The sequence below is a fragment of the Streptomyces sp. ISL-87 genome, from assembly GCF_018614095.1.
GTDB lineage: Bacteria > Actinomycetota > Actinomycetes > Streptomycetales > Streptomycetaceae > Streptomyces.
Genome location: NZ_JAGGOY010000066.1, coordinates 1 through 26127, shown reverse-complemented (window position 1 = coordinate 26127; position 26127 = coordinate 1). Strand labels below are relative to the sequence as shown.

23 protein-coding genes and 8 pseudogenes are annotated in these 26127 nt (G+C 69.3%); 13 read left to right on the top strand and 18 right to left on the bottom strand.

Annotated features, from left to right (window positions below):
* Positions 1-19 precede the first annotated feature (19 nt).
* The 3 genes from J7I97_RS24590 to J7I97_RS24580 all read right to left on the bottom strand — a co-directional run bounded on the left by J7I97_RS24590 (position 20) and on the right by J7I97_RS24580 (position 1150).
* Positions 20-418: an Asp23/Gls24 family envelope stress response protein gene (locus J7I97_RS24590; RefSeq protein WP_308364017.1), complete on the bottom strand. Its 399-nt coding sequence runs from the start codon at positions 416-418 to the stop codon at positions 20-22.
* Positions 415-594 carry a hypothetical protein gene (locus J7I97_RS24585; RefSeq protein WP_214938496.1) on the bottom strand — a complete coding sequence of 60 codons (180 nt, stop codon included), beginning with the start codon at positions 592-594 and terminating at the stop codon, positions 415-417. Before J7I97_RS24585 ends, J7I97_RS24590 begins: the two co-directional genes overlap by 4 nt.
* A 73-nt stretch (positions 595-667) precedes the next feature.
* A complete protein-coding gene (locus J7I97_RS24580) occupies positions 668-1150 on the bottom strand; it encodes an Asp23/Gls24 family envelope stress response protein (protein WP_214938495.1) in 483 nt (160 codons plus the stop codon).
* Between the two features lie 158 nt (positions 1151-1308).
* On the opposite strand from J7I97_RS24580, the gene J7I97_RS24575 reads away from it, so the two are divergent.
* From J7I97_RS24575 to J7I97_RS24565, 3 genes are read left to right on the top strand one after another with little or no spacing between them, the layout of a single operon-like run.
* A complete protein-coding gene (locus J7I97_RS24575; RefSeq protein WP_214938494.1) occupies positions 1309-1956 on the top strand; it encodes an RNA polymerase sigma factor in 648 nt (215 codons plus the stop codon).
* Entirely contained in the window at positions 1947-2636 is a 690-nt protein-coding gene (locus tag J7I97_RS24570; protein WP_214938493.1) for a hypothetical protein, read from the top strand. The genes J7I97_RS24575 and J7I97_RS24570 overlap by 10 nt, the downstream gene beginning before the upstream one ends.
* Entirely contained in the window at positions 2633-2989 is a 357-nt protein-coding gene (locus tag J7I97_RS24565) for an Asp23/Gls24 family envelope stress response protein (protein ID WP_214938492.1), read from the top strand. Before J7I97_RS24570 ends, J7I97_RS24565 begins: the two co-directional genes overlap by 4 nt.
* Positions 2990-3570: 581 nt before the next feature.
* Here J7I97_RS24565 and J7I97_RS24560 read toward each other — a convergent pair.
* The 4 genes from J7I97_RS24560 to J7I97_RS24545 all read right to left on the bottom strand — a co-directional run bounded on the left by J7I97_RS24560 (position 3571) and on the right by J7I97_RS24545 (position 7865).
* Positions 3571-3870: a hypothetical protein gene (locus J7I97_RS24560; RefSeq protein ID WP_214938491.1), complete on the bottom strand. Its 300-nt coding sequence runs from the start codon at positions 3868-3870 to the stop codon at positions 3571-3573.
* A gap of 25 nt (positions 3871-3895) precedes the next feature.
* Positions 3896-5182 carry a hypothetical protein gene (locus tag J7I97_RS24555; RefSeq protein WP_214938490.1) on the bottom strand — a complete coding sequence of 429 codons (1287 nt, stop codon included), beginning with the start codon at positions 5180-5182 and terminating at the stop codon, positions 3896-3898.
* Between the two features lie 31 nt (positions 5183-5213).
* Positions 5214-6671 (bottom strand): PepSY domain-containing protein, encoded by a 1458-nt coding sequence (locus J7I97_RS24550; protein ID WP_214938489.1) that lies wholly within the window; start codon positions 6669-6671, stop codon positions 5214-5216.
* 186 nt (positions 6672-6857) lie between these two features.
* Entirely contained in the window at positions 6858-7865 is a 1008-nt protein-coding gene (locus J7I97_RS24545; RefSeq protein WP_251049950.1) for an RNA polymerase sigma factor, read from the bottom strand.
* Between the two features lie 213 nt (positions 7866-8078).
* On the opposite strand from J7I97_RS24545, the pseudogene J7I97_RS24540 reads away from it, so the two are divergent.
* Positions 8079-8291, top strand: a pseudogene (locus J7I97_RS24540) (Tn3 family transposase); the annotation flags it as partial.
* A 61-nt stretch (positions 8292-8352) separates the two neighbouring features.
* Positions 8353-8988, top strand: a pseudogene (locus J7I97_RS24535) (erythromycin esterase family protein); the annotation flags it as partial.
* A gap of 85 nt (positions 8989-9073) precedes the next feature.
* On the opposite strand, the pseudogene J7I97_RS24530 reads toward J7I97_RS24535, so the two are convergent.
* Positions 9074-9569: pseudogene (locus J7I97_RS24530) on the bottom strand (site-specific integrase); the annotation flags it as partial.
* 713 nt (positions 9570-10282) lie between these two features.
* Here J7I97_RS24530 and J7I97_RS24525 point away from each other — a divergent pair.
* Complete coding sequence (locus tag J7I97_RS24525; RefSeq protein ID WP_214938484.1) at positions 10283-11107, top strand: hypothetical protein; 825 nt, start codon at positions 10283-10285, stop codon at positions 11105-11107.
* 521 nt (positions 11108-11628) lie between these two features.
* On the opposite strand, the gene J7I97_RS24520 is transcribed toward J7I97_RS24525, so the two are convergent.
* Complete coding sequence (locus J7I97_RS24520; protein ID WP_214938481.1) at positions 11629-12183, bottom strand: hypothetical protein; 555 nt, start codon at positions 12181-12183, stop codon at positions 11629-11631.
* A 182-nt stretch (positions 12184-12365) separates the two neighbouring features.
* Between J7I97_RS24520 and J7I97_RS24515 the strand changes: the two genes are divergently transcribed.
* Positions 12366-13151 (top strand): hemolysin III family protein, encoded by a 786-nt coding sequence (locus J7I97_RS24515; RefSeq protein ID WP_214938479.1) that lies wholly within the window; start codon positions 12366-12368, stop codon positions 13149-13151.
* A gap of 109 nt (positions 13152-13260) precedes the next feature.
* Here J7I97_RS24515 and J7I97_RS24510 read toward each other — a convergent pair whose 3' ends face one another.
* On the bottom strand, positions 13261-13620 hold the full coding sequence (locus tag J7I97_RS24510) for a PRC-barrel domain containing protein (protein WP_214938476.1): 360 nt from the start codon (positions 13618-13620) through the stop codon (positions 13261-13263).
* 299 nt (positions 13621-13919) lie between these two features.
* Positions 13920-14062, bottom strand: a pseudogene (locus J7I97_RS24505) (cold-shock protein); the annotation flags it as partial.
* Positions 14063-14327: 265 nt separating this feature from the next.
* Between J7I97_RS24505 and J7I97_RS24500 the strand changes: the two are divergent.
* Positions 14328-14969, top strand: coding sequence for an L-threonylcarbamoyladenylate synthase (locus tag J7I97_RS24500; protein WP_214938474.1), 642 nt, complete (start codon positions 14328-14330; stop codon positions 14967-14969).
* A 9-nt stretch (positions 14970-14978) separates the two neighbouring features.
* Here J7I97_RS24500 and J7I97_RS24495 read toward each other — a convergent pair whose 3' ends face one another.
* Complete coding sequence (locus tag J7I97_RS24495) at positions 14979-15623, bottom strand: carbonic anhydrase (RefSeq protein WP_214938472.1); 645 nt, start codon at positions 15621-15623, stop codon at positions 14979-14981.
* Positions 15624-15971: 348 nt separating this feature from the next.
* On the opposite strand from J7I97_RS24495, the gene J7I97_RS24490 reads away from it, so the two are divergent.
* Positions 15972-16736, top strand: a complete 765-nt coding sequence (locus tag J7I97_RS24490) for an MEDS domain-containing protein (protein ID WP_308364009.1) — start codon at positions 15972-15974, stop codon at positions 16734-16736.
* Entirely contained in the window at positions 16733-17704 is a 972-nt protein-coding gene (locus tag J7I97_RS24485; RefSeq protein WP_214938468.1) for a sensor histidine kinase, read from the top strand. Before J7I97_RS24490 ends, J7I97_RS24485 begins: the two co-directional genes overlap by 4 nt.
* A 100-nt stretch (positions 17705-17804) precedes the next feature.
* Here the strand turns inward: J7I97_RS24485 and J7I97_RS24480 are convergent, their stop codons facing one another.
* The 5 genes and pseudogenes from J7I97_RS24480 to J7I97_RS24460 form a co-directional block, all read right to left on the bottom strand.
* Complete coding sequence (locus tag J7I97_RS24480) at positions 17805-18116, bottom strand: SCO5918 family protein (RefSeq protein ID WP_214938466.1); 312 nt, start codon at positions 18114-18116, stop codon at positions 17805-17807.
* A 49-nt stretch (positions 18117-18165) separates the two neighbouring features.
* Positions 18166-18573 carry a CBS domain-containing protein gene (locus tag J7I97_RS24475; protein ID WP_214938464.1) on the bottom strand — a complete coding sequence of 136 codons (408 nt, stop codon included), beginning with the start codon at positions 18571-18573 and terminating at the stop codon, positions 18166-18168.
* A gap of 46 nt (positions 18574-18619) precedes the next feature.
* Positions 18620-20091, bottom strand: a pseudogene (locus J7I97_RS24470) (DEAD/DEAH box helicase).
* Between the two features lie 357 nt (positions 20092-20448).
* Positions 20449-20652 (bottom strand): cold-shock protein, encoded by a 204-nt coding sequence (locus J7I97_RS24465; RefSeq protein ID WP_134068503.1) that lies wholly within the window; start codon positions 20650-20652, stop codon positions 20449-20451.
* Positions 20653-21397: 745 nt separating this feature from the next.
* Positions 21398-21730, bottom strand: a complete 333-nt coding sequence (locus tag J7I97_RS24460) for a MerR family transcriptional regulator (RefSeq protein ID WP_214938462.1) — start codon at positions 21728-21730, stop codon at positions 21398-21400.
* A 939-nt stretch (positions 21731-22669) separates the two neighbouring features.
* Between J7I97_RS24460 and J7I97_RS24455 the strand changes: the two are divergent.
* Both J7I97_RS24455 and J7I97_RS24450 read left to right on the top strand, forming a co-directional pair.
* A pseudogene (locus J7I97_RS24455) lies at positions 22670-23056 on the top strand (ATP-binding protein); the annotation flags it as partial.
* 116 nt (positions 23057-23172) lie between these two features.
* Positions 23173-23682, top strand: a pseudogene (locus J7I97_RS24450) (DUF4232 domain-containing protein); the annotation flags it as partial.
* A gap of 236 nt (positions 23683-23918) precedes the next feature.
* Here the strand turns inward: J7I97_RS24450 and J7I97_RS24445 are convergent.
* Positions 23919-25064: a serine hydrolase gene (locus J7I97_RS24445; protein WP_214938518.1), complete on the bottom strand. Its 1146-nt coding sequence runs from the start codon at positions 25062-25064 to the stop codon at positions 23919-23921.
* Positions 25065-25947: 883 nt separating this feature from the next.
* On the opposite strand from J7I97_RS24445, the pseudogene J7I97_RS24440 reads away from it, so the two are divergent.
* Positions 25948-26127 (top strand): annotated as a pseudogene (locus J7I97_RS24440) (IS1182 family transposase); the annotation flags it as partial.

Sequence of the window (26127 nt, the reverse complement as noted above, 5' to 3'; positions counted from 1 at the left end):
ATGCGGTTGCCCGGCGAGGTCACTGCACACGTCTGCGTTCGCCGCCTGAGGCAGGCACCAGGTGCTCGATGGTCACCGTGACTTCGCTGACCTTCATGCCGGTCAGCTCGGCGACGCGCTCACCGACGTAGTGCTGCAGCTGGCGGGCGGCACCGGCGAGCTCTGCCGGGTAGGGCAGGTCCAGGGTCAGGCCCAGCCGTGCGGATCCACCGGCGACAGCCACGGAGGCGCGCGGAGCGGCCAGATTCATGTGTGACGTTCCTGCTTGCCTGTGCAGGGCCTCGCGTGCGGCGCGGGCCGCAATACGGGCCACCACCTTGTCCGGGATGACCGTCGCGCCACGCTCGGCCGCCGGTGGCAGCGCCCGCGTGGCGCCCGCGGGTCCCTGGGGCAGAGCAGCGGCAGGCTGCGAGGTCACTGCCGGTCCCGAGAGCGCTTGAAGTCGGACATCTCGAGGTCACCCTGCACCATGAGGCCGACCACCAAGCCCACCGTGCCCAGGACTGCCACGAGCAGGAAGGCCCAGAACCCGCCGAAGAAGGCGGCGAAGCCCAAGGCCATTCCGGACAGCAGGCCCACCATCGCTGCGCTCATTTCACTCACCTGAATTTCACGTCGATCGGTCTCCTGCCCGGCGGCGGAACGCGGGCGGACAGGCTGCGCCACGTCACTGGACGCGGCTCTCGCTCTCCTCGCCTTCCTCCTCCTCATCGGGGAGGTGAACGTCGTCGACGGCGATGTTCACCTCGACGACTTCCAGACCGGTCATGCGTTCCACGGCCGTGATGACGTTGGTGCGGACGTCGCCGGCAACGTCGACGATGGACACGCCGTACTCCACTACCACGTCCAAGTCCACGGCCGTCTGCCGTTCGCCCACCTCGACTTTCACGCCCCGGCTCACACTGGGACGTCCGCCCGGAACCTTGTCCTTGACCGCACCCAAAGCGCGGGTCATTCCGGCCCCAAGGCTGTGGATGCCAGGTACCTCTCGGGTGGCCATCCCTACGATCTTCTCGACCACGCTGTCGGCGATGATGGTCCGCCCCCGCGTCTCAGGCGGGGCCCCGACGCCGCTGTGGCCCTGCAAAGACTTGCCCGCGCCGCCCGGCCGGCTCTCACCTGTGGCGGGGCTGATGCTGTCCGACATGAGGACCTCCAAAGGATGTCCGTGCAGGCGCCGGTGCGGTGCCCTCGAAGGTTCAGACACACCACAGGCACATTCCTCACGCCGCTCACGCACGCGCATACCATCGAGATGCGTGCCGAAGGCCGAGACGATGGTTTCCGACAGGAAGCGAACGGCGGATGCGCGAGCGGAGCGGGCCCCCCACCTCACCGGGCGCAGCACACCCGCGCCAGGCTGCTCCACGGTCCGCCGCCGACATCCCCGCCGGCTGGGACTCGTCCGGCAGCGCTCTGCCGGACAGGCTGCTGGCCGTACGGGCTGCAGAAGGCGATGACGACGCGTTCGCCGCCTTGGTCCGCCGTCACAGCGGCAGGCTGACAGCCCTCGCCTACCGCCTACTGGGCAACCGGGCGGATGCCGAGGACGCCGTTCAGGACGCCTTCCTCAGTGCTTGGCGACAGCTGCCTGAATTCCGCCATGGCGCTACGTTCGGCACCTGGATGTACCGCATTGTCACCAACCGCTGTCTCAACACACTGCGCCGCCGGCCCCCCGCTCTCCCCCTGGACACCATCCCCGAACCCGTCGCCGCCGACGCAGGCAGCGCACCCCCACGCGTAGCCGAAACGGACGCTACGACGGCCGCACTGACACAGGCACTACGGGAACTCAGCCCCGAGTTGCGGGCCTGCTGGATCCTGCGCGAACTGCACGGCCTGCACTACGACGAGATCGCCCACGTGACAGCCAGCAGCGAGCAAACAGTGCGCGGCAGACTCTTTCGCGCACGACGCGCTTTGACGGAGGCGATGCGCCCATGGCGCTAGACGACCCGCATCCCACCTCAGACGACAACCCGACGACCACCAGTACCCAGAGATCAGACACCCCGCTGCTCCCCGAAGCGGAGCTGCTGGCCGGTACCGAACTGCTGCCCTGCGGCCGCCCCCTGACCGACGCCTGGCAGCAGGCCCGCAGCCCAGGCGCCGCGGCACACGACGCACACACCAGCGGCTGCCCCTACTGCCGGCAGGCGGTCGAAGGGCTGCGCGCCCTCGACCAGGCCACCCGGACCCTGCGCGCCGAGGAACAGCCCGACGTACACCACCTCGCCAACCGGGTCATCAACGCGGTCCGGGCGGAGGTACGACTCGGCACGTCACTGCCGCTGGACGATCCCGACCACGGCCTGCGCATCGCCGAAAGCGCCGCCGCGAAAGTTCTGCGCCGCGCTGCCGACACGGTGCCCGGCGCCCGCGCCGCCAGCTGCCGCCTGACCCCCACCCGCAACGACACCGCCGTGCATGTCGTCATGACGCTGGCCACCACCCTCGACCAACCACTGCCGGAGCGGGCCGCACAGGTACGCCAAGCCGTCCTCCACGCCGCGCAGCACGAACTCGGCCTCGCCGTCACCGACGTCGACCTGGAAATCAACACCCTGCTGGACCCCCTCCACGTGCCCTTGGACGACCTGCCCGACCTGCCCGCAGCGAGCAGACGATGACCTCCACCCACAGCACAGACGTCCACCAGACCGCGGCCCGCGCTGCCCTCGAGGTGCCCGGCGTGGCAGCCCTCCAGCCCGCCCTCGCCGACCGTCTCGCCGCCGCAGCCTCCCGTGTACGGCACGTCGTGGGCGCTGCCCCGCATCCCGATGTCACCGGAATCCGGGCCGAACACGTCCCCGAAAGCGGCTGGCGGGTGGAAGTACGGTGCGTTCTGCACGACGGCCGCCGCGTGGTCGACGTCGCCCGACAGGTACGCGAACGCGTGCGGACCGCAGTCAGCACCTACCTGACCCAGCACGGCGCACCGGCACCCGTCACCGTGCAGGTCACCGTCACCCGCACCTTGTAACCCAATGGCGGACGGGCCCGCCCTTCCCCTCCCCCTTCCCGGCGGGCCCACTGCAAGCGACGGACCAGCTGGCCGCCGCAAGGACGCCACCTACGGTGTGAGCGCCGAAAGCCATCGGCTTGTGACAGCCCAAGGACGTCGAGGAATGGCCGCACAGCCGACGAGTCGACCCGCAGCCGGCGGCTTGATGGCGCACATAGAAACCGTTCCCATCGGCGTGCGGCCGTCGACCGACGTCGAATCGGCTGAGTGCCAGGCGGGTCCCACGCGGCGTCGGCGTGCGTCGCACCAGCGTGCGTCCCAACGTTCGTCCACAAGGTTTCGGCCGCAGGCGCCGCGCTAGCCTAACCACGCCAACATCCAGCGGATGGCCACCGGTGGTCCCTGGTCCGGCTGCGGCCCTGAACAGACCCCCGCGAGAACCCTGTCCTCCCGGCTCCAGCCGGGAAGACAGGGTTGTGTGTCAGTGTGGGCGCCGGGTTGCCAGCCAGAGGCTGACCGGAGCCGGAGCAGGGGCCGGGCCCGCCCATTCATCCGGGCGGGCCCAAGCTCCCCACCCGGGCGGCCCGCAACCACATGGCTCAGCGGATAACGCCGGCCAGTTCCAGCGCCATGTACGCCGGGATGAGGAGTGCGATCAGCAGCCAGGGCGACTGAAACGGTCGGTTGACGATGCGGCGGGCACCGCCGACCGCGGCGATCCCCAGGACCGCGGAGATCACGAGGCTGTCCAGCCCCTCCCGAAGACGGTCGGCGCCCGCCGGAACGAGGCTCCAGCCGGCGAGTGTCGCAGTGAGCAGCGACCCGTATGCGAAGGCCAGGAACACCGCGGCGGCGAGACACCAGCGCAGCGGCTGTCGGCCCGTGGAGTGTTGCACCATGGAGACGTCCCGATTCATGAGCGGGTCAGCGCGTGTACTGGTACTGCCAGGCGGAGCAGCCGCCCATCCATCCTGCCAGGCAGCTGGGACTGTCGAGCGGGTGGTTGAACACCAGATCCAGAGCGTATGTGCCATCCGAGTACTGGTCGTACCGGTAGAACTGGTGGTTGGGCATTTTGTCGTGATTGCCATAGATCCAGTGGCTGCCGTTCTGGTACACGTCCTGCTGGTTGGTGTAGGTGATGCCGGCCACCGGCGAGCAGTACGGGTTGTGGACTTCGTGGTCGATCACGGTACGGCCGTAGCGGCCGTCGTTCTGCAGCGGGCGGATGTCGACCCCGTCTTCGCCCGCCTTGCGCTCCGAGTCGAAGGCGAAGGTCCCGTTGCTGAGCTTCTTGTACCGGTGGGTCGCGCTCACGCTGGCCGAGGTGAAGGTGAACGCGGACGTCCAGTCGTATTTGGCGACGGCCTTCGACCGGTACTTGCCGGTCTCGTAGCCGACGCCGCGGTTGTCTCCGGCGAACCAGTAGTCGGAGTCACCGTCGCCGCTGTCGCAGTCGATCCAGCTGCCGTGCTCCGGAGCGTCGACGAACGCCATCGGGATGTAGGTCTCGTAGACGTTCCGCGAGTAGGTGAGGACGCGGACGTTGGCCGGCAGGGTGTCGCCCGGCTGGGCGTCCGCCGGTGCCTTGTCCGTGGCCGTGGCCGGTGGGGTCAGCTCCACACCGTAAGAGACATCCGTGACCGTGGCAGGGGTGACCTCACTGGTGATCGCAGGCATGGCGTGCATCTCGTACTTGGCCTGCTCGCCCAGCGTCGCGGGGGTCTGCACCTGCACCGCGGCGGTGTGGGCGAGGGTGTGCCCCTCACTGGTCACGTCGTAGGTGGTGACGTCCGGTATGGGTCCCCAGCCCAGGGTGGTGCCGGAGGCGGTGGTGACGGCGGTGAGCGGAGTGAGGCCGGAGGCCGCGTCGGGCACGGTCGCCAGGGCCTTGGCGACGGGCTCGGAACCGTTGTCCGTCAGGGCCACGACCACCAGGGCGAACGACTCCGGCGCGTGCGCCGGTAGCTCGGCGGAGGTCTGAGTGCCGCGCCACAGGACGCGTTGGATGCGGTCGTCGACGATCAGGTATGCGGATGCGTCCGGTATCGCGGTCCAGTTCAGCTGCACGGTGGAACCGGTGACGCTCACGCCGGCCGGGGCCTGGGCTTCGGCGGAGGCCGGGCCGACCGCGACGAGGGAGGCCACGACCGCAGTCGCCAAAGGCAGGACGAGGCGCCGCCGAAGCGCCGTGGGCAGGTGGAACAACATCAATCTCTCCTGGAGTCCGGGTGGATGGCGATCAGGTCGTGGTGCGGGCCAGTACGGCGCCGGTAAGGGCGTCCACCTGGACCTGCTCCACATCGGGGACCTGGGCGTCGGAGCGGCCGGCCAGGCCGCGGTCGATCGTCACGGTCCACCGGCTGGTGTCCCAGGTGTCGCCCACCGCGGTCGCGGGGGAATGGTCGTCCCCGACCGCGGCGCGGGCCGCCGCGATCGCGTCATCGCGGCTGACGGGGAAGGAAGCCGCGTCGGCTTGTCCCCCAGCAGCGGACAGATAGACCACGGCGCCGGTCCGCCGGTCGATCTCGACGGTGACTTCCCGGGTACCGGCCTGGCCCGCCTCGACGGCTCGCCAGCGCAGCAGCCGCAGCGCGTCACCGTCCAGGTGGCTGACCGCCTCGTCGTCGACGAACTGCCAGTCGGCGGAGAAGCCGGCGACGTTGTCCTGGAGGAACCGCAGCGCGGTCTCGCGCGCCCGCTCGGGGGAGAGCGAGGTCTCGCCGCTGGTGGTCGGAGTTCCCACGGCATCGAGGACGGAGCCGTCCGCTCGTGTCCGGTATTGCACGCCCTCGGCCGTCGTCACATTGGTGACCTCGGCGCCGTCCGGCCCCTCGCTGCTCGTCGAGGCGACGGGGGTGAGCTGGGTGAAGCCGCTGAACGCCGGGGTGGGCACGGGCTGGGTGGCCAGGGGCTGGCTGTCGAGCGGCTGCCCCGCGCCGGCCGGCTTGAGGACAACGCCACCGGGGTTGGCCACCGCGCCGCGGATCACATACTTGTCCCACCCGCCGGCGTTGCCCTCCCTGACCACGAGGTCGGTCCTGGCGCGGGCCAGCGCGGTGCTGACGCTCGCCCCGGTTGTGACGTGGTAGGAGAAGCGGCTCCAGAAGTAGTTTCCGGAGTAGTTGGTGGTGCTGATCGCCGTTCCTGCGGCGGTCCCGGGGTAGTACACGAGGTCGGCGAAGGTAATCACCGAGTCGATTCCGCGGGAGGCCGCAGCCTTGTTGAAGTCTCCCCAGATCCCGGACTGGGCGGTGTCGCAGCCCGCCAGGATCAGCAGCCGCATGTCGTCCACGTCCGCGTACGGCAGGTACTCCGTGAGGAACCGCAGGTTGGCGTACGGGCTGACCACGTCGGTCGTCGTGCCGGCCGCCAGGATCGAGTCCTGGGAGTCGGTCGCGCCCTCGTCGGTCTGGAAGATACCGGCGTTGGCGTGGCCGAAGAGGCCGAGCACCGCTGAGCCCGCACCATCGTTGAACACGTCGTCGACCTGGCGCCCGTTGGTGTAGCCGGTGGCGGTGTAGCCCATCGACTGGGCGGCGCCGGTGAAGCTGGTCGCGCTGTACCGCGTGTCGAGACCGTCGTTGAACCGGCGGCCGACGTTCACGTCACTGGCGGCATTCGCGGGGACCGGCCCCAGCGTCGTCGAGACCACGGCCGCCAGCGACAGGGCCAATAGTGGCCTGACCGTGCGTGCCACCGTGTGGCGCGCACCGGCACCGCTCGTCCTGTTCCTGCATCGAGTCACTCGGTGACTCCTCCTCCCATGTCACACCGCTGGACCTGTCACCAGCGGCGCAGGTCTGTCATCTGCTCTACGAGGACGAGCAGCGCGTCCTGCGCACAGGAGGGGAGATTTTTTGTGGACCGGCGGGGACCTCGGATCTCAGCGCCGCAGCAGCGGGACGTCCCCGTCGACAAGGCCGCCAGGCAGTTCGACAGGGGCGCTGTCGACCGGGACCGGCGGGACGGCGGCGGGCGCGTCCGGCGGCGTGGGCAGAGCCGGGAGGGCCGCGTCCGGCAGGGCCGGGAGAGGCGGCAGGGGTGCGTCCGGTACCGAAGGCGGGGCCGAGGTGGGCGCATCGGGCAGCGGGGCACCGGCGCCCGCTGAGGGGCCGCTCGCGTCCTGCTCCGCCGGATGTGGGAGCACAGACCCGGCACTGCCTTCGGCGGGAACGGGGGACGTGGCCGGCTCGTACGACGCCGGCAAGCTCTTGGAGGCAGGGTCCGGCGCGGCCGGGGAAGCCGCTCCGGACCGGCGGGGCGGAGCGGGAGGTGAGCCCTGCGCCTCAGAGGGCGTGGGCAGGGTGAGTACCACGATCACCAGCGTCGCCGCCGCGGACACCAGGCCCGCGGTCTGCGCGCCCCCGCCCGCCTGCGGACGGGCGCGCCATGCCCACGCGGCCAGGGCCAGCGTCCCGGCAAGCGTGGCGCGCAGCGTCCGCCGGGCCCTGACCAGCAGCGACTCGACTGCCCGGTAGCTCAGCCCCAGCTGTCCGGCGACCTGCGCCACGTCCAGGTCCTCCGCCTTCAGGCGCAGTGCCTCCGCCTGCCGGGCGGGAAGGTCCCTGCTCCGGCCGGCGAGCCACCTCGCCTCCGCCCGATCGCATACCGCTTCCTCCACGGTGACCTGGCCCGGGGCGGTCAGCGCCGAACGGGTATGCACCTCGGCATCGCGGCTGAGCTGCCGGAACCGGTCAACGCACAGCCGCACGGTCACCGACGTCAGCCACGCGCCCAGCCGGTCTCCGTCCAGATGGGGGCATTCCGCCGCCCGGACCATCGCCTCGTGCACTGCATCCTCGGCGTCCTGCAGACTCATCGACCGCCGTCGCGCCACCTTCAGCAGCTGCTCGCGGTGGCTCCAGATCTGCTGCCATCGGTAAGCAGACATTCCGGATTGCCCGGAATCCGGAATCTGACGCATACAACAACCTCTCAGTTCCACCAGGATCAAGGAGTCCGGCACCACCGTGCGCAAGAACCCGCGCGAGAATCTATCCGAGGTGTCCGCCTGAGCATCCGCCAGCCCCGGAGTACGCCACAGGGGATGATGGTCGGCCCTGTTCATTCCGCAGCAGGTCATTTCGGACGCCCAGTCCGTTCGGACGCGCTCGTGCTGTTCAACACGAGGTACATGGACGCCGCGATCACCCGGCTCCGAGCGGACGGCTTCGAGGTGCGCGACGAGGACGTGTCCCGCCTCTCGCCGTTCGTCCGGCATCACATCAACATCCTGGGCCGGTACTCCTTCCAACTTCCCGATCTGCCCGGTGGCCTGCGGCCCCTGCGTGATCCGCCTGCGGTCGATGAGGGGTAAGGCTCAGCCCGGGACCAGGCCGACATCGGGACCAGGCCGACATCGGCGGACGGGTCAGCCGCAGTCGGCCGAGGCCAGTCAGCTGCGGCTGCTCGCCGAAGATCTGGGGGCGCTGCTCGACGAGCAGACGCCGCACCTGATCACGGCGACATCGCGGGACGACTGGGACCGGGCGCGCCTGTACGGGCGCACCGCGACCGGCCTGCTGCGCTACCACTACTGGATGGCCGACACCTCACCGGCCCGCATGACCCGGCTGGTGGGCGTGCGGGACCAGATGATGGCCCACAACCTCCTCGCCGTCGCCGCTCGGGGCCCGGCACTCATCCACGCGCACAACTCCCATCTCCAGCGGCGGAAGAGCACGATGCGGATGGGCGGGATGCCGCTGGAGTGGTGGAGCGCCGGTGCGCTGGTGAGCGCCCAGCTCGGCGAGGGATACGCCTTCGTGGCCACGGCCCTCGGCACGATCCGGCACCAGGGAGTGGACACACCGCCGCCGGACACCCTCGAAGGACTCCTGTACGCGCTCCCGGAGGCCCGCTGCGTCATCGACGCCCCGCGGCTGGCCACCGCCCTCGGCGACACGCGGCCCGCGCCCCGCGTATCCCCCTGGTTCGGCTACTCCCCGCTTGACCCGGCCCACCTGGCGGACAGCGACGGCATCGTGTTCGTCAAGGACGTCCCGCAGAGCTAGCCAGTGCCACCATCAGCAGTCCGGCCTGTCGCGGCGCCTCGGATGCGCGGGAGGCGTCCCGGCCGTCAACGGCGAATACGACCGCTCAGCGCCGGCCGGCCCCGGGCGCCAGCAGGCTGGTGACCTGCGCGATGGCCTCCGGTGTCCGGTGACGGCTTGAAGTACCGCTTCACGTTTTCCGGCTTGCGATGACTCGACTTGGCCATGAGCATCAGCAGGCTCGCTCCGGCCTCCCCGAGGTGGGTCAGGCCGGGGTGCCTCCATTCGTGTAGATCCCAGCCGGTGCCCTGCCCGGCTGACGCGGTGTGCTGGTCCAGCAGCCGCGCGGGCCTCCCGTACGACAGCCGGGATAGCCCGGTGTCCGGGCACACATCCCGCGGCGAGACGACCTTGCCCGGTCCCGGGCGGCGGTGGGTGACGAACACCGGGCCGCGGGTGCGGCCCTTGATCAGGCGGGGCAGCAGCCGCGCGGTGCCGGCGTCCCAGTGGACCGTCTCCAGCACGAAGCCCTCACGCGCCCGACTGCCCCGGCGCCGCGCGGCCGCCCCCTTCGCCTTCACCGGTGCCCGGCGCCCGGCCACGGGGCGCAGGGCCTGGTACCTCCCGTGGCCGTTACCGAGAAAGGGGGTATGGAGAGGTGCGCACGGGGCAGAAATACACCTGCCGCCTGCCGCCTGCCGCGGGATGTTCAAGAGGTCCGACCACCGAACTGAAGGGACCCATCCCCGGCTTCAGCAGCAAGGCGAGCCAGCCTCAGGCAGGGGAACGAGCGCCCGCGACCACCACGGCTCCGGACTCGAGAAAGGACGCCCTCTCATGGATGAGAACGGGCTCCGACGTGCATAAAGCACAGTTGGGACGACAGGATTTGAACCTGCGACCCCTTGACCCCCAGTAGCTGCCCCAGGGTCACAATCAGGACATGTGGCCCTATTTGAGGGCGGGTAACGTGCGTGAATGTGCATGCCGTTTACCTCCAGGCGGAGGTGCTGGTCCCCAAGTGGTCCCCAACCAGTCGCCGCCCAGAGGTGTCGCTCGGGCGCCCGATCGAGGGACCCGGACCAGTTGAGTGCACCGTGCGGCCCCCGGGTTTCCGGACGGGTCCCCCAGCCTGGGGTGGGGGCGCACCAGTCACATTGTGACGGTTCCCACTCCCTGGGTACCCAACATCGTGATCCGACGGTCGCCTCAGCCGAGCCGGTCATCGCGGTGGATCGGGAGGTTCACTCGATATGTTGCGGCTCGCAGGCGGGCAGGGTGCGTCGACGGCACGACGCCACCCTCCAGTGGCCCTGTGAGACGACACCACGGACGGCGCATTCGCCCCGCGTCCGCTCAGCTGGAGGTGTGCAGCGCTCCCGTCGACTCCGACTTCCGTCGCCGCCGGCCTGGGAAGTTCCGGCTCCCCTGGCAGGAGACCTGGGAAGAGATCTGCGAGGAAGCCCTGGCCGCACAGGAGCTGGAGGACACCTCGTCAGGCACGGACCGCTACGACTACCAGTACGGATTCGACCGGTGGTGCGAGAGGTGGCTCAAGGCCCTCATGCATCTCGCCCCTGCCGAGCAGCACAACCACTCCTCGCCTGTCGCGGCACGATGGACACGCGCCCACGACGCCTTGCAGCGCGAAATCAAGCGCGATCTTCAGGATGAGCCGTGGGTGCCCAGGCTGGTCGATCAACTGCACAACACGGGTCGAGGGTTGGTGACCGGCATCGCTGCTTCCATGGCCGAGCCAGTGGTCGTGGCCTACGACGGTCGCGAGGCGATCGATCTGCCCTGGCCGGCTCAGTACCTCCTCTGGACCCAGAATCCAGGCGGTGTCCGGCAAGCCGGCCACAGCCGACACCGCCTGACCGCCCTCCCACGGCTCTTCACCCTCCTCGACGGTCAGTCGCGCCGCTCCTTGCAGGTGATCGCCGACGTCGAGTGGCACGACTCACCGGCCATCTACCAAGAGGCCATCGACAACGTGCCCAAAGCCGCATTCTCGCCCGAGGCCCACTGCTGGTGGAACACCAACGCCGCAGGGCGCCTCCCCCACCTCCTGTCCATGGCACGCGCAGACGCCGTCTCCGCACAACGACAGGCTCAACGCGCCCAGGCACCCTGGCGGTAGACCACAGCAGGCGGGCACTCTGGGCCGTCAGGTTATCGCCAACGCGAACGTCATCAGGTCTCGGGCAGCCTGTCCCATACGAACCCACGTAGTTGATCTATTCGAATCGTAGGTCCCCGCGTTCAGCAGGTGAGCGGCACCTTGCCGATGCTCTGGGGTAGCCGGCCGAAGACGCGGACCAGGACCAGCAGAGCGCGGACGACCATGCACCCGCACACCATGTGCCGACCAGCGCCTGGTGAATATCGACAGGGGCATGGACGAACTCCGCCAGACTCGCAGCCGCTCTGCGTGAGCTCGCCCCTCAGAGAAGGGCGCGATGATCTATCAGCACTCCGATGACGCACGTCAGCAGGAGGTCGCTGGGGGGGATTGACGCCCGGGTTCGCGCTGCCCGCGACAAGAGAGCAGCGAGGGGCATCTGACGATCGGTGGGTGGGGGGAGGGAGGCGTCAGGCATCCCTCCCCCCACCGGCTCCGCGGGCGCCGTCGGGGCGGAACGGTAGGGGCAAATTCGCCGATCAGACACTCATCCATGCATCGAGGAAGGCTTTTCGCCCGGCCGGATCGGCTGATTTGTGGTCCGCGTGCAGGACGCGCCAGGCGGTGAGTTCGAGGTCTCGGAGCCACAGCTCGCCGATGACCTGCGTTTTGAGGTCGGGGAGGTGGTCGGACTCGGAGAGTGCCTGGCCGATGACCTCTCCGGCTGCGATGCGCTGGGGAGGCGTCATCTCGTCGATGGCCGAGAGGATCTGCCCGGCCAGACCGGTTCCTTCTCCGGCCAGCGAACTCAGCACGCAGGCCTTGATGTTGGCAGGCAGCAGGTAGAGGGAGCCCGAAGACCTCCACAAGTCCGACCAGAAGTGCTCTCCGGCCTCGGTGGGAGCGGGGAGCGCAGCCAGCAGTCCGAGGAGGTGCGCGGTGGCCGCGTACCCGTCGGAGTGGGCCGAGGCGACGACGGCGATGTCCGCCACGCGCTCCACGTCGATTCGACCGGCTTCGAGGCGTGGGTCCAACCCCAGCCGCTGTTCCAGCTGATGGGGGACGGACGCGTGGGAGCGGAACTCAGGAAGCATCGGCGGTCCTTGGACGTGGGAGAGCGGAGAGGCCCGTTCGGAAGTCCTGATCGTTCCCATGGCCCGCCGAATTACACGAGTTCCACGGCTCCAGTTGACCGAAGACTGCCAGGATCGAAACCATGGGGCGGCTGCGGCAGACCTCCGGAATGCTGCTCCGGGCAGGGTCCTAGCATGAACTCATGGTTGCCAGTGATGCCCAGCAGTACGAGTCAGAACAGGAAGCAGTGTCCCGAGACGACGCCGAAGTCGGCAGTGCTTCTTCCGCACCAACGGTGGGAGGACGCGAGGACGCACACCCCGTTGCCGGCCTGGTCGAGCGGGCAGCCGATCTCGTGGAACCGGTCAAGCCGAAGCTGCGGGGATGGCTCCACGCCGGCATGGTCCCAGCCTCGTTGGCCGCGGGCATCGTCCTCATCTGCCTGGCAGGGACACCGCAGGCCACCCTGGCCTGCACCGTGTACTCCGTCACCGCCTGGCTGCTGTTCGGGACGAGCGCCGTCTACCACCTCGGCACCTGGGGACCACTCGGTGAGGCCGTTCTACGGCGCTTCGACCACGCCAACATCTTCCTGATCATCGCAGGCACCTGCACCCCGCTCGCCGTGCTCCTCCTCCCGCCCGGCCAGCGGTCCGTTCTGCTGTGGATCGTGTGGACGGGCGCTCTGGCCGGCATCGCCTTCCGCGTCCTGTGGGTCGGAGCTCCCCGCTGGCTGTACACCCCCTGCTACCTGGCCCTGGGCTGGGCGCCGGTGCGTTACCTGCCGGACTTCCTGCACAGCGGCGGAGCGGCCACACTCTGCCTGATCGTGACCGGCGGGCTCCTCTACAGCGCGGGCGCGGTCGTCTACGCCCTTCAACGCCCCGACCCCTCACCCCGCTGGTTCGGCTACCACGAGGTCTTCCACGCCCTGACCGTGGCAGCCTTCACCGCGCACTACATCGCCATCCTCCTCGCCGCCCACTGACCACGACGATGCCCCGACGGGCTCTGGGGCCAGGCCGGATGCCGAGGTATGCCGCACACCCCCAGGGCCACCGCGGGTGCGGGCAGGCGAGTGGCCGCCCGGCCGCGGGTCAGGGTGCGAGGGGGCGGCGGAGCGAGAGGTAGTAGTCGCCGACCGCGGAGAGGTAGCCGTGTTCAGCCGTTTCGCTGTCGGTGGTGAAGCGGGGCGCGGCCTTGATCTCCTCCTGCGTCCCCGAGACCTTCACCGTGCCCGCTTCGGTGTCGATGCGGGTGACGGCCCCGGCCGGGATCAGGACGCTCTTGCCGAACACCCACACCCCGGTGTCGACCACCAGGTGCTGCATGCCGGCCTGGTCCTGCTGGCGGTCCACGTGCCCGATGACACCGTCAGCGGCCTCCACGGTGAAACCCACCAGCGACTGCCGAGACGTGTAGCCGCTGTCCTGCGCGTACATCCACACACCGCTCACAGACCCGTCTCCTCACCCTCGGCAACCGAACCCAGCCAGCATCATCGGCTCGTATCGTCTCTCCTCGTTCCCCAATACCCGCCGGACAACCTAGGGACGATGAGGGACCTCGGAGGGGCTCCGGGCGGTGCACCATGGCGTCTGCCACGCAGAGTCCAGGACCGTCTGGGCCAGGCCACGGGATCCGTGTGCGTCTCAGATCCCGCCGAGACCCCGGACGAGTTCAGCGACCGTTGCGGGCGGTACCGGTTGCACGGGGCAGCCGTACGGGCCGATCTCCTTGCCTGCGTGCGGGGTGGTCAGGCCAGGTTGATGTTCTCCGCCTGGGGGCCCTTCTGGCCCTGGGTGACGTCGAACGTCACGACCTGGCCCTCCTGGACTCACGGAAGCCCGAGGAGTTGATCGCGGAGTAGTGGGCGAAGACGTCGGGGCCGCCGCCGTCGCACCATCCACGTCACCACGGCCCCCGGCGGCGGAAAACCCTAGGCGCTTTCCTACCCCGAGAGACCCACGGCAGCGCCGGCATCGCCGCGATGAGCCGGCATCGTTGAATCGGGCGCATCACTCGCGGGACCTTCGTATACCCCGGGGCAGCTGACCTGTCCCGGCGACGGGCGTCGGGCAGAGGCACCGCCCACTCGACCGGTAGCCTCCGGGTCTAGATCGATGGTGTCGAGCCGACGGCTCGCTCAGCGGGAGGACATGGAATGCCGTGTTTCAACTGTTCGGACGCCTCCGAGCGTGCCGCCGGGCTGCGCGAGGCAGCACAGGCAGTGCGCCGCGGTGAGCTCGTGGTACTGCCCACCGACACCGTCTACGGGGTGGGCGCGGACGCCTTCAGCCCCACGGCGGTCGCCCGACTGCTGGACGCCAAGGGCCGGGGGCGGAACATGCCCTCCCCGGTACTGGTCGGCTCCCCGGACGATCTGGACGGCCTGGTCGACGACCTGCCCGAGCAGGCACGGCAGCTCGTGGACGCCTTCTGGCCGGGCGGCCTGACCCTGGTCGCACGCCACAAGCCGTCGCTCGCGTGGGACCTCGGCGAAACCGGAGGCACGGTAGCCCTGCGCATGCCCGCGCACCCGGTCGCCCTGGACCTGCTCAACGAGACCGGGCCGCTCGCCGTCTCCAGCGCCAACCTGACCGGCCAGCCCTCCCCGCAGGACTGCGACGCCGCCCACATGATGCTCGGTGAGACGGTGGCCGTGTACCTGGACGGCGGCCCGACCCCTGCCGACGTGCCGTCCTCGATCGTGGACATCACCGCCACCTCCCCCGTCCTGCTGCGCGCCGGGGCGATCAGCGCCGACGAACTCCGCAAGGTCGCGCGCGGTCTTCAGGAACGCTGAGGACCGGCGTCAGGGCGCCAAGTCGGCCAGCACGTCCTCAATGCCGCGAACGGTGACCGGGCTGGCGGTGCCGTCGGCCAGCCGGTAGGACAGCCCCACCACCGCGGCCTGCCCGGCGTCGACCGCCTCGGCCAGGACGCGGGAGCGGTCCAGCAGCAGGTCGACGGTGTGCCGTATGTGCTCGGCGATGAAGTCCGCATCCTCGGTGCGCCCCGCGGCGCGGGCGGCCAGAACGCTCGGGGTGACCCGCTCGATCACATCCCGCACGTAGCCCCCGGCCGCCGTGCCGTCCTCGACCGCCGCGCGGGTGGCCGCGACGGCGCCGCACGCGTCGTGGCCAAGCACCACGACCAGCGGGGCGCCGAGCACACCCACCCCGTACTCGATGCTGCCCAGCACCTCCGGGCCCGCGACGTGCCCGGCGGTCCGGACCACGAACAGATCACCCAGCCCGCGGTCGAAGATGATCTCGGCGGCCAGGCGGGAGTCAGAGCAGCCGAACAGCACAGCGAACGGCTTCTGGGCCGGGACGACCTCGGCGCGGCGGGCGGCGTCCTGGTTCGGGTGTTCCGGCGTGCCCGCGACGAACCGCCGATTACCGGCCAGCAGCATCTCGAAAGCGTCACGGGGCGTCGTGGTCTGCGCATCGGTCATGCCCGAAGGCTACGGCCTGCGCTCACGGGCCGCGCAGGTCACCCCATCCCGATCGTGGACTGTGGTGCGGGCCTGGCCTCCTCCGCACGGTTCACCGGGAGGATCGCGCGCCGTGCGGTGCACGCCTCATCCGGGGACTCCCCCCTTCGGCCAGTCGGAGCCAGACTCGATTCGATCCGCATACTGTGCCAGCCGCACGCCGAAGAGGCTCCATAACTGCTGCCCGGTGGGCTCCTCCCCCGCCTCATGGGCCCATATGACGATCAGCGGGCGGCGTATTCTTGGCTGCGACGGTGGGGAGGCCGGGTGAGAGGAATGCGAGCTCTGGCTACGCTGGATGAGGTTGAAGTGGGAGATCACGTCTGCTGGGTGATCGACGATGCCCGGGGGCTGGCCACCGACTCGGCTCCGTTCGTCGCGGACGGGGCGCTTTTCGGGGACCGGCTCGTGCTGGTCGGCGCTCCCGGGCCGCTGGCGGAGGTCCGCAAGCTGCGCGCGTTCCCCTCCTCGGCCGTGGTGATCGACCCCTTCGAAACCGCCGGATCCATCGTCTCCGCGGTCTACCAAGAGCTCAAGCGGGCGAGTCGCGAAGGGTTCCGTTCCGTCCGCGTCCTCGCGTGCCGCGGGTCGGGGGGCGACGCCTCACCGGGGATGCCGGCCCTCCTGGAGAGTGAGCTGGGCCTCGACGAGGTCGCCGCCCTCAGCGGCGCCACCGTGGTGTGTGCCTACCTCCCCGGTACGTGGGACGCCGCGGAGCTGGAGCAGGTCATGTGCGTACACCCGCAGACACTGGGCAACCGACCTGAACTGCCCGGGTTTCACATGTTCAGATCGGGAAGCGAGGGCTGGAAGGTGACAGGCGTGATCGACTCGGACGGGGCACACGCGTTCGGGTCCGTGCTGCGGGCCGCAGCGCTCCACACGCCCGCGATCCGGCTGCGCTTCGAGGACGTCGAGCTGATCGATGCCGCCGGGATGCGCGCCCTGGTCGACGCCGCGCTGCACCTGCCCGACCGGACCATCACCGTCGAAGGCGCCAACCGGATCGTGCGGCTGTCCTGGCAGCTGTCCGGCTACTCCGTTCCCGAGGTCCCGGTGGAGGTGCTCGGATGACCACCTCCGTCCGGCAGGAACAGCCGCAGGAAGGCTTCCGCCACGAGCTCTACCCCTACCTCGGCGACGATGCGTTCCTACACGGCGCCCTGGGCTTCATCCAGGAGGCCCTCGACGCCCGGGCAGGCGTCATCGTCTCCGTACCCGGGGACCGCGAGGCCCTGCTGCGCGCCGAACTCCCGGACTCCAAATCCGTCACGTTCATTGACGCCGCGACCCCCGGCCGCAACCCCGGCCGGCTCCTCGCCGTCTGGCAGGACGAGATCGCCCGGCACGCCGCCGAGGGCCGGCCGCTGCGCGGCATCGGCGAGTCCGCCTGGCACCAGGCGCGCACCCCCTCGGAGGCCGCCGAACTGCGCTACCACGAATGGCTCCTGAACCTGGCCTTCGCGCAGAGCACCGCCTGGTGGCTGCTGTGCCCCTACGACACCGCCGACGAGGACCCGGCCTCGCTCCAGGCACTGACCCGCTGCCATCCCCTGATCCGCCGCGACGGAACCACCGAACCGAGCGCCGACTACGACCGGGACGCCCCCTACACGTTCGAGGAACTCGCCGGGCCCTGCGGACCGCTGGACGAGTTGTCCTACGCCCGCGGAGACCTGGCCGCCGTACGCGAAAGGATCACCGCCTGCGCCGCCGAGGCGGACCTCCCGGAATCCCGGCTCAGCGAACTCCTCCTCGCGGCCACCGAGGTCGCCACCAACAGCATCCGCCACGGCGGAGGCCACGGAACCCTGCGCACCTGGACCCAGGACGCGACCTTCATCTGCGAGTTCCACGACACCGGCCACATCGAGAACCCGCTCGCTGGCCGGATCCGGCCCACCTACCAAAGCCCCGGCGGCCGCGGGCTCTGGCTGGTACACCAGCTGTGCGACCTCGTCGAAATCCGATCCACCCCGCAGAGCGGCACCACGATCCGCCTGCACACCTCGTTGGGCGACTCAAGCCAACCCGGCCAATGACCCGCCCCCACGTAGAGGAGCGCCGTCCGACCGGCGCATGTCGGTCGGACGGCCCTCACTGTTCGTGTGCCAGCTCGCGCGGGTCCCGTCGGTCAGACGGTCAGACGGTCACCGGGATGCCCAGCATCGCGGAAGCCTGCTGGAGTGGGCTGAGGACGCGCGTGGGCGCGGCGGCCCTGGGAAGGCCGCGGCAGGTGAAGCCGAGCTGGGTCATGGCCCGGAGGACTTCGCCGATGCTGAAGTCGCGTCGGTCCTGGCGGGTGATGACCTGGCCGACCTGCTTGACGGGGTAGGTGCGGCGGCCGATGATCACGGACTCGCCGATGACCTGCTCGGGCTTGATGCCCTTCATCGATTCCAGGACGCCGCTCTTGGTCAGGTCGAACGGGAAACGGGCGATGACACAGCGCATGATGCCTCACTGGAAGAAGTAGGGGACGGTCGTGCCGCGGTGAGGCGGCTCAGCGGGCAAGGGCGAGAACGCCCAGAGCGCTGCCTTGTTCATCGACGACGGGCAGGGCGTCGAGCCTGCGGTAGCGCATGGCGTGCTCGGCCTCGGCCATCGTCGTCACCGACGAGGTGACCGGACCGCGGTCGCCCATGACGTCGCGCAGCCGGACCTGGTCCGTGTACGCGGAGCCGTCGCGGACGACGGCGCGCCGGGCCAGGGTGACCAGTCCGGTGCACAGGCCGTCCTCGTCACAGACAAGCAGATGACCAGCGCTGATGGCGCTGGCCATGACGGACAAGGCCACCTGGACCGTCATGTCGTCACAGACCTGCGGATCGGCCGCGTCCATCGCCTCGTTCACCGTCCGGCACACAAGGTTGGCGTTCGCCGAGCGGGACTGCATCTGGACCAGCGTCACAACGCGCCTCCTGCATAGACGGATCAGTTTCCGGATCACGTGGTTATCAGGCCGCCGCATCGAAGGCGGACTGCCGCACGCTCACCCGCCGGGCAGCCGAAACGGGCCTACGCCGGCCTCGGGATGCTGCGCCGCGGTTGGGCCGCTCCGAGACCGGTGTGGTGATGGTGACCGGGATTCCGGAGGGCGCCTGGGCGCCGGTGGTCCGGTTCAGGGCTTCTTCGCCGGAGCGGACCTGGCTGGTCTGCGGCACGATCCCGGCGGCCTGCATGAGGCGGGTCATCTCACGTCGCTGGTTCGGGGTGACCAGGGTGACGACGCTGCCGGACTCGCCGGCGCGGGCGGTGCGGCCGCCGCGGTGGAGGTAGTCCTTGGGGTCGGTCGGCGGGTCCACGTTGACGACGAGGTCGAGGTTGTCGACGTGGATACCGCGCGCGGCGACGTTGGTCGCGACCAGGACGGTGACGTGCCCGGTCTTGAACTGGGTCAGGGTCCGGGTGCGCTGCGGCTGCGACTTCCCGCCGTGCAACGCAGCGGCCCTCACTCCACTGTTGAGCAGGTGCTCGGTCAGGCGGTCGACGGCGTGCTTGGTGTCCAGGAACATCATCACCCGGCCTTCGCGCGCCGCGATCTCCGTCGTCATCCGCTGCTTGTCGGCGCCGTGGACGTGCAGCACGTGGCGCTCCATCGTCGTCACCGCGCCGGCCGAGGGGTCCACCGAGTGGACAACCGGGTCGGTGAGGTAGCGGCGCACCAGCAGGTCGACGTTGCGGTCCAGGGTGGCGGAGAACAGCATCCGCTGGCCCTCGGGGCGCACCTGGTCCAGCAGGGCGGTGACCTGCGGCATGAAGCCCATGTCGGCCATCTGGTCAGCCTCGTCCAGGACCGTGATCGCGACCTGGTTCAGCCGGCAGTCACCGCGGTCGATCAGGTCCTTGAGCCGCCCGGGCGTGGCGACGACGACCGCGGCGCCTGCGCGCAGTACGCCTACCTGCTGTCCGATGGGCATGCCGCCCACGACGGTGGCCAGGCGCAGCTTCACCGCACGGGCGTAGGGGTCAGCGCCGCGGTGACCTGCTGCGCGAGCTCGCGGGTGGGAACGAGGACCAGGGCCAGCGGCTGCCCGGGCTCGGCGCGCTGCCCCGCCGTACGCGCGAGCAGGGCCAGGCCGAAGGCGAGAGTCTTGCCGGAGCCAGTACGGCCACGGCCCAGGACGTCGCGGCCCGCCAGCGTGTTGGGCAAGGTCGCGGCCTGGATCGGGAACGGCACGCTCATGCCTTCGGCGCCCAGGGCGGCCAGCAGCTGGGCCAGCATGTCGAGGTCGGCGAAGGCCTCGACGGCGGGCAGCGCCGGAGTGATCGTCTTCGGCAGGGCGAACTCGCCCTGGATGGCGGCGGGACGGCGGCCGTAGCCCGAACGGGCGGGAGCGCCGGAACGGGCGGGGCGGGGGGCGCCGCTCTGGCCGCCGCCGGTACGGGTGCGGGAATAGCGGTCGTTCGTGCGAGGGGTGCGGTCCATGCGGAACCTTCCTCGATGCGGCACGTATCGAGGAATTCCCATCATGGTATTCGCGAGAACGAGCCGAAGAAAGACGGGGCAGAGCCGTGCCGAAAAAAGAGCGGGTAGGCCTTGCGGAAAAGAGTGCCGCGCAGTGCGTCAAAGAGGCCGGGGAAACGGCGGACGGCTTACAGGCGGCGGGGGGCGTCGTGTGACGACGTATCCGCCGGGCCGGACAGTGAGGCGGGCCGGCGCCGGGCGCCGTCACCCGCCGCGCACGCGAAACCGTCGGGACCCGACGTGGCGTGGGAGGGGAAAAACAACGAGCTGGGGCCCGCACCCCAAGGTGCGGACCCCAGCTACGTGTGCGCGTCAGCGTCAGGCGGGAACGATGTTCTCGGCCTGCGGGCCCTTCTGGCCCTGCGTGACGTCGAAGTTAACCTTCTGGCCTTCCTGAAGCTCACGGAAGCCGGAGGAGGCGATGTTCGAGTAGTGAGCGAAGACGTCAGCGCCGCCGCCCTCCTGCTCGATGAAGCCAAAACCCTTTTCCGCGTTGAACCACTTCACGGTGCCAGATGCCATATTAATCTCCTTTGGGGCAGTGCCCGGAATCACACTGTGCGGTTCCGGAGTCGCCGCGATGATTGCCCCGACCGGAAAATCGGCGGAAATGCAAAGCGCCTCCAGCGGGCGAGAACGCCAACAAGGGAAGCGCTTGAATTTTTGCGAACCAAGACTGCAACTGAGATCGACAGTAGCACGCCGAAGCAGCCCCCGCACGTAAAGCCATTCTACTCAGTTCCCTGCGATAAAAACCCTCACCTTTATGCGCGGCAAACTCTCACCTCACGGTCACAGATTTGATCCCCTGCGCGTAGCGGATGCCAGAAACCGAGCTCTCCCGTACGTGCGGGCCGTGCGGGCCGTGCGGGCCAGCGGGTCATTGCCCGGGAGCGGTGCGTCCTGTTGTTAAGGGGAGTGAGGCGTCGGTGAGGTCGGCGCCGGTGGCGGCGTCGCGCTGGGACTGGACGGTGCCGTGCCAGTCCAGGCACATGACGGTCGCGCCGTCCTCGAGGTGGCCGTTGCCGGCGTCGACGATCGCCCCGATGAGGTGCGGGCGGCCTCTCGGGGGTGCAGCTCGCGGGTTCGGACGATCAGGTCGGTCACTCAGCGCCGATGTGAAACCTGGCGCCGGACAGGTCACATTTCACCACGGGGAGTGCCCGGATCCGCAGGCACTGGTCCGCCAGCCCTCCCCCACCTTCGCGCACAGGGTGACCCTGTGCGCCTTTTGCTTCATCCTCACCTGCGCGATCAGTAAAACCTGTCACGCGATGACCTGGTCCCGGGCCTCGGAACCGTGATGTTCGGCGTTGAAACGCTGTGCCGCTGCGAGCTGGTCTTCGAGGATGACGATGCGGCAGGCGGCCTCGACGGGCGTACCGTGATCGACGAGCTCGCGGGCGCGGGCGGCGATGCGCAGTTGGTAGCGGGAGTAGCGGCGGTGTCCGCCCGGTGAGCGGAGCGGGGTGATGAGGCGGCGTTCGCCGAGGGCGCGGAGGAAGCCCTGGGTGGTACCGAGCATGTCGGCGGCCCGTCCCATCGTGTAAGCGGGGTAGTTGTCGTCATCGAGACGGCCGAGCGACTCGTCTGCTCTCATCGAACCTCTCTGTTGAACACGCGGAGGGGCCCGGGTGCCGTATGGCACCCGGGCCCCGAAGGAACTGCTACACCATCTACCGGCCCTGGTACTGCGCCGGCCTTCGGTTTCCGCAGGCCCGACCTGAATGCTGTCGGGGGTGCGGGGATCGCGGATGCGTGACCGGAGACCACCTCACTATCGATGTCCTGCGGTACCCGGACTCGCGTGGTGTCCGGGCGATCCTGATGGTGCCCAATCCCTCCGTTCTTCCCTCTGGATCACTCACTTACCAAACGGGAACTGCGTACTGCTGATACTGCGAACTGCTGGTAACGCGGGTACTGCGAACTACTTGTACCGCTGGTGTTGCGTACTGCTGGTGACCTGTCAGAGCGTCACTCTCCGGCAGCCAGCCCCGTCGCCCATCCTGCGTCTGCTCTGGCTTAGAACCCCACTGCCGAACCTCCCGGTGCGCGCGCCCGCAGCCGACGCCTTCACCGAGGTACTGCTCACTCAATTTCACTGCTGGTCCTGCGAACCGCACTTGCGGGTACTGCCACTGCGTTAACTGCGGTACTTCCTGTGGCGGCCTCTGATCACTGCAGGCCACCCGGTCCGGTCGTCAGCCCCGTCGCCGTCATACAACCGCTCTGGCTTCGACACTCCACCACCGCACCGTCTTGCGCACTGCACGTACGTGTACTGCTGGCGCTGCTGCCCGGCAGTTCGTCTCTGCCAGGCCCTGCGGTCTCTCTGCGTTACGAGAGAAACCATAACCACACCACCGCCCAATGTCTACTCCAGCTGTGACAGATTTACGCGTGTTCGACGAGGAGGTAATCGACCCCGGACGGGACGGACACAAGGCGGGCCCTGCCGGATTAACCCGCACAGGGCGGGGCACAAGGGCTGAGCAGGCATAGCCGCGGACAGACGATCAGAGACCAGGGTGACCTGATGGGCATGATGAGCGCCGCCGTCGCAACCGGCCGTACCGCAGCCTCGCCCGCGGACGCACGCCAGCGCACCGAGCTCTTCCTCGGCGGTCTCGCCCGCCCTCTCGCCGACGAGGATGCGGAGACCGTGGTCCTGGTTGTCTCGGAGCTCGTCACCAACGCCCTGCGCTACGGGGGCGGCACCTACACACTGGACCTGACCGCCCACCCCGACAGCATCGAGGTGGCCGTCCATGACGGCAGCTCGCGGGCGCCGCGCATGCGCACCCCCGACCTCATCAACGGCACGGGAGGCTTCGGCTGGCCCATGGTCAACCATCTCGCCCTCGCCACTCACATCACCGCCACCCCCGACGGCGGCAAAACCGTACGCGCCCTCCTCCCCCGAGAGAACCCACCACAGCGGATCCCCCACCTGACGGCATTGCCGCAACGAGCCTCCGCCAACTTGAAGTAGCAAGTCAACGGCCTGATGCGACCAGTGCTCGGCGTGCCCACGCAGGCCTGGCCGTTGCCTTCGGCCTCACGCTCACGGCGTGCCAGAACGGCGAAGACGGCGCGGCACAAGACGGCCAGTCGTCCGCCTCCACCGCGCCCACCCCGTCCTCCTCGGGCGGCGGTTCGAGCTCGGGCAGTTCGGATCAGGGCGGCGGGAAGGACTCCGCCGGAACGGGCTCCAAAGTGCCGCACCCACGACCTGGAGATCACGGCGACCGACAGCACCATCGGTGGCGACACCGACGGCACCATCGCGGTAGAGCTGAAGAACCGCGGCGGTCGGGACTGCACGCTCTCCGAGTACGCGGGCGTCGACCTGAAGACCAGCGCGGGGTCGCTGTCCGCAAAGCACACCGGCGAGCACACCCCGGCCTGGCCGTCTTCAAGAACGGGGCGGAGATCGCCCCGCCGGACGAAACGAAGTCGGTCACCCTCGCCTGGCCGGGCGCCGCCACGCTGCCCGTCACGGGCCGGATGCTGGCGGCCCATGCTGGGTGTGGGAGCGCTGGTGGGGGCTGCCGAGCTGACCGGCCGTCGCCGGACTGGGCAGGGCCCTGGCCGACCGCGCGGGGACGCATCCCTCACCTCGGCTGAGTCCGAGGCGGATGCGGCGTGGGGGCGTCGTGAGAGAGGGTGAGGACTGGCTGGGGAGCAGGCCGTCAGTGCCGAGCTGACCGGGGCGCTTCCGGTTGACTACGTCGGGATGCGCCGCCGCCTCGCCCGCGACTGGGGGATCGTCACGCTCTCGTTACTCATGCGCCGCAGAACTCGGCTTCGACGACTCGCTGTTCGTGGACGTTCCAGTCGCCGTTGAAGTTCAATGACAGTACGTGCCCGCCGTCCGTGGTTGCCATGGTCTGCGAGATGGAGCCCTGGATGCCGCCGTTGTGTCCCCATACGTCGATGCCGCAGGACAGTTTTATCTTCATCAGGCCCAGGCCGTAGGAGACGGTCGGCATCTCCTTGATCGGCTCGGTCGTGGTCATCTCCGCCAGCTGACGCTTATGGAGGAGCCGACCGGAGAGCAGGGCCTGGTAGAACCGGTTGAGATCACGGGTGTTGGAGACCATTTCCCCGGCGGCGCCTGCGAGGGAGGGGTTGAGCTCGGTGACGTCGTACGTGGGGCTGTTCGGATCTGCGGGCCCGGCGAGTTCCCCGGTCAGCTTTGAGTAGGCGCGTCCGCTGGGGCCCGGCACGCGGGCCCGGGTGCCCGGCAGTGTGGTGGAGTCCATGTGCAGGGGGCGCAGGATCCGCCGCTCGATCTCGCGGGCGTACGAGTGACCGGTGGCTTTCTGGATCACCATTGCAGCGAGGACATAGTTGGTGTCGGAGTAGCTCCACCCTGTGCCGGGGTCGAAGGTCGGCTGGTGGGTCATGGCGAGTTGGACGACCTGCTGCTGCGTCCAGGTGTCGTAGCGGTGCTGGAGGAAGTCGGTGCTGAACTCCTTGCGTTTGAAGTCCGCGTCGTCGGTGTAGCTGTAGATGCCGCTGGTGTGGTTGAGGAGCTGTCGCAAAGTGATTTTCGTGCCGTCGTGGCCGTTGCCCCGCACCACGCCCGGCAGCCAGTGGTCCACGGTGTCGTCCAGGCTCAGCCTGCCCTCGGCTTCGAGCTGGAGGACGACGGTGGCTACGAACGTCTTGGTGATCGATCCCACTCGGAATCGGTCATCGGCCCGCGGCTGTCGGCCGGTTGCCAGATCGGCAGTGCCCGCACGGCCTGCCCAGACGTCGTGCCCGCGCTGGGCGAGCGCGATCGCGCCGGGCGGTCCCCCTTGGACCACCCCGTCCAAGGCCGCCTGCGTGGCCTGGTGGCCGCCGCGTGCGGTCGACGCCTGACCGGCGTCCTCGGCGCCCGCCGCCGACGCGGGCAGGGTGAATCCGGCGGTCACCACCGCCATCGCGACCGCCCCGACAGCAGCCACCCGCAACCTCGGCGCCCTGGGCCTGCCGCCAACCCTCTTCCTGGGCGAACGTGATCCGTCTGCTGCACGCGTGTGCTCGTACACGAAAGGCTCCTGCGAGGCCGGTGGGCGACAACTTCTCTGTGGGCCCAGTATTTTCGGTCAGGGCCTGCGCCCGGGAGCCTGTCAGCCACCTGCTTCGAGGTGGGGCTAACCCCCTGCCCCGCCGGTCAGCCTCCTCGGCGCCAACCAGTTGGGAGTCTGAAAGGTTTTTTTCATTTGCCAGACCCCAGAGAAGCACTCCTGGGTCAGAATTCATCGGTGCGATCACTCCCCCGCTGAACGCCTGAGGATCTGCGTCAGCGGCGGGTTGCGATACAGGGCCGGAGAGTGGGCCGACACGCCCGCCCCCCTTGAGGACCAGCTCGCCGACATCGTGCAGGAGGTGGAGCTCCGAGGCGAAGCCGCCGAACGCAAACGGTTGGCCGACCTGGAGGCCGCACGGGAGAAGCGGCTGCAGTGGGAAGCTGCGATGCAACAGGCAAAGATCGACTACGCCGAGGCAGCCCGCGCCCTACGACTCGAAGCGCAAGAAAAGGCATGGCGCCACGCAGCGGGCCTGGCCGAGTACGTAGTCGGAGAGGGACGGAGGCGAGACATGGATCGCTTGGGCCGACGGCTACGTGCAACGCCTGAACCCGCTCAACGGGACGCTCCGCCTCCCGGCCATTCCCGAACCTCCCCCCGCCGACTTGCGGCCGTTCCTGCATGGCGGGAGCGCGCACGGCCCCGGCTAGGAGCGTGGGTCAGTAACTGGCAACCCGCCTGTGGTTCGTGATCATTCATGCGGGATGATGTCGGTATGAGTGGTGGGGATGGGCTGTTCGAGGTCGAGCCGGTCGAGAAGAAGCAGCCACAGGGTCGTCCGTCGGCGGTGGACAAGCGGTTCCGGGCTTTCGACCCGCATCAGGTCCTGCTGCTGCCCCCGTCGCTGGACGACTGGCTGCCCCAGGACCACTTGGCCCGGTTGGTAGCCGACCTGGTCGACCAGGTGCTCGAC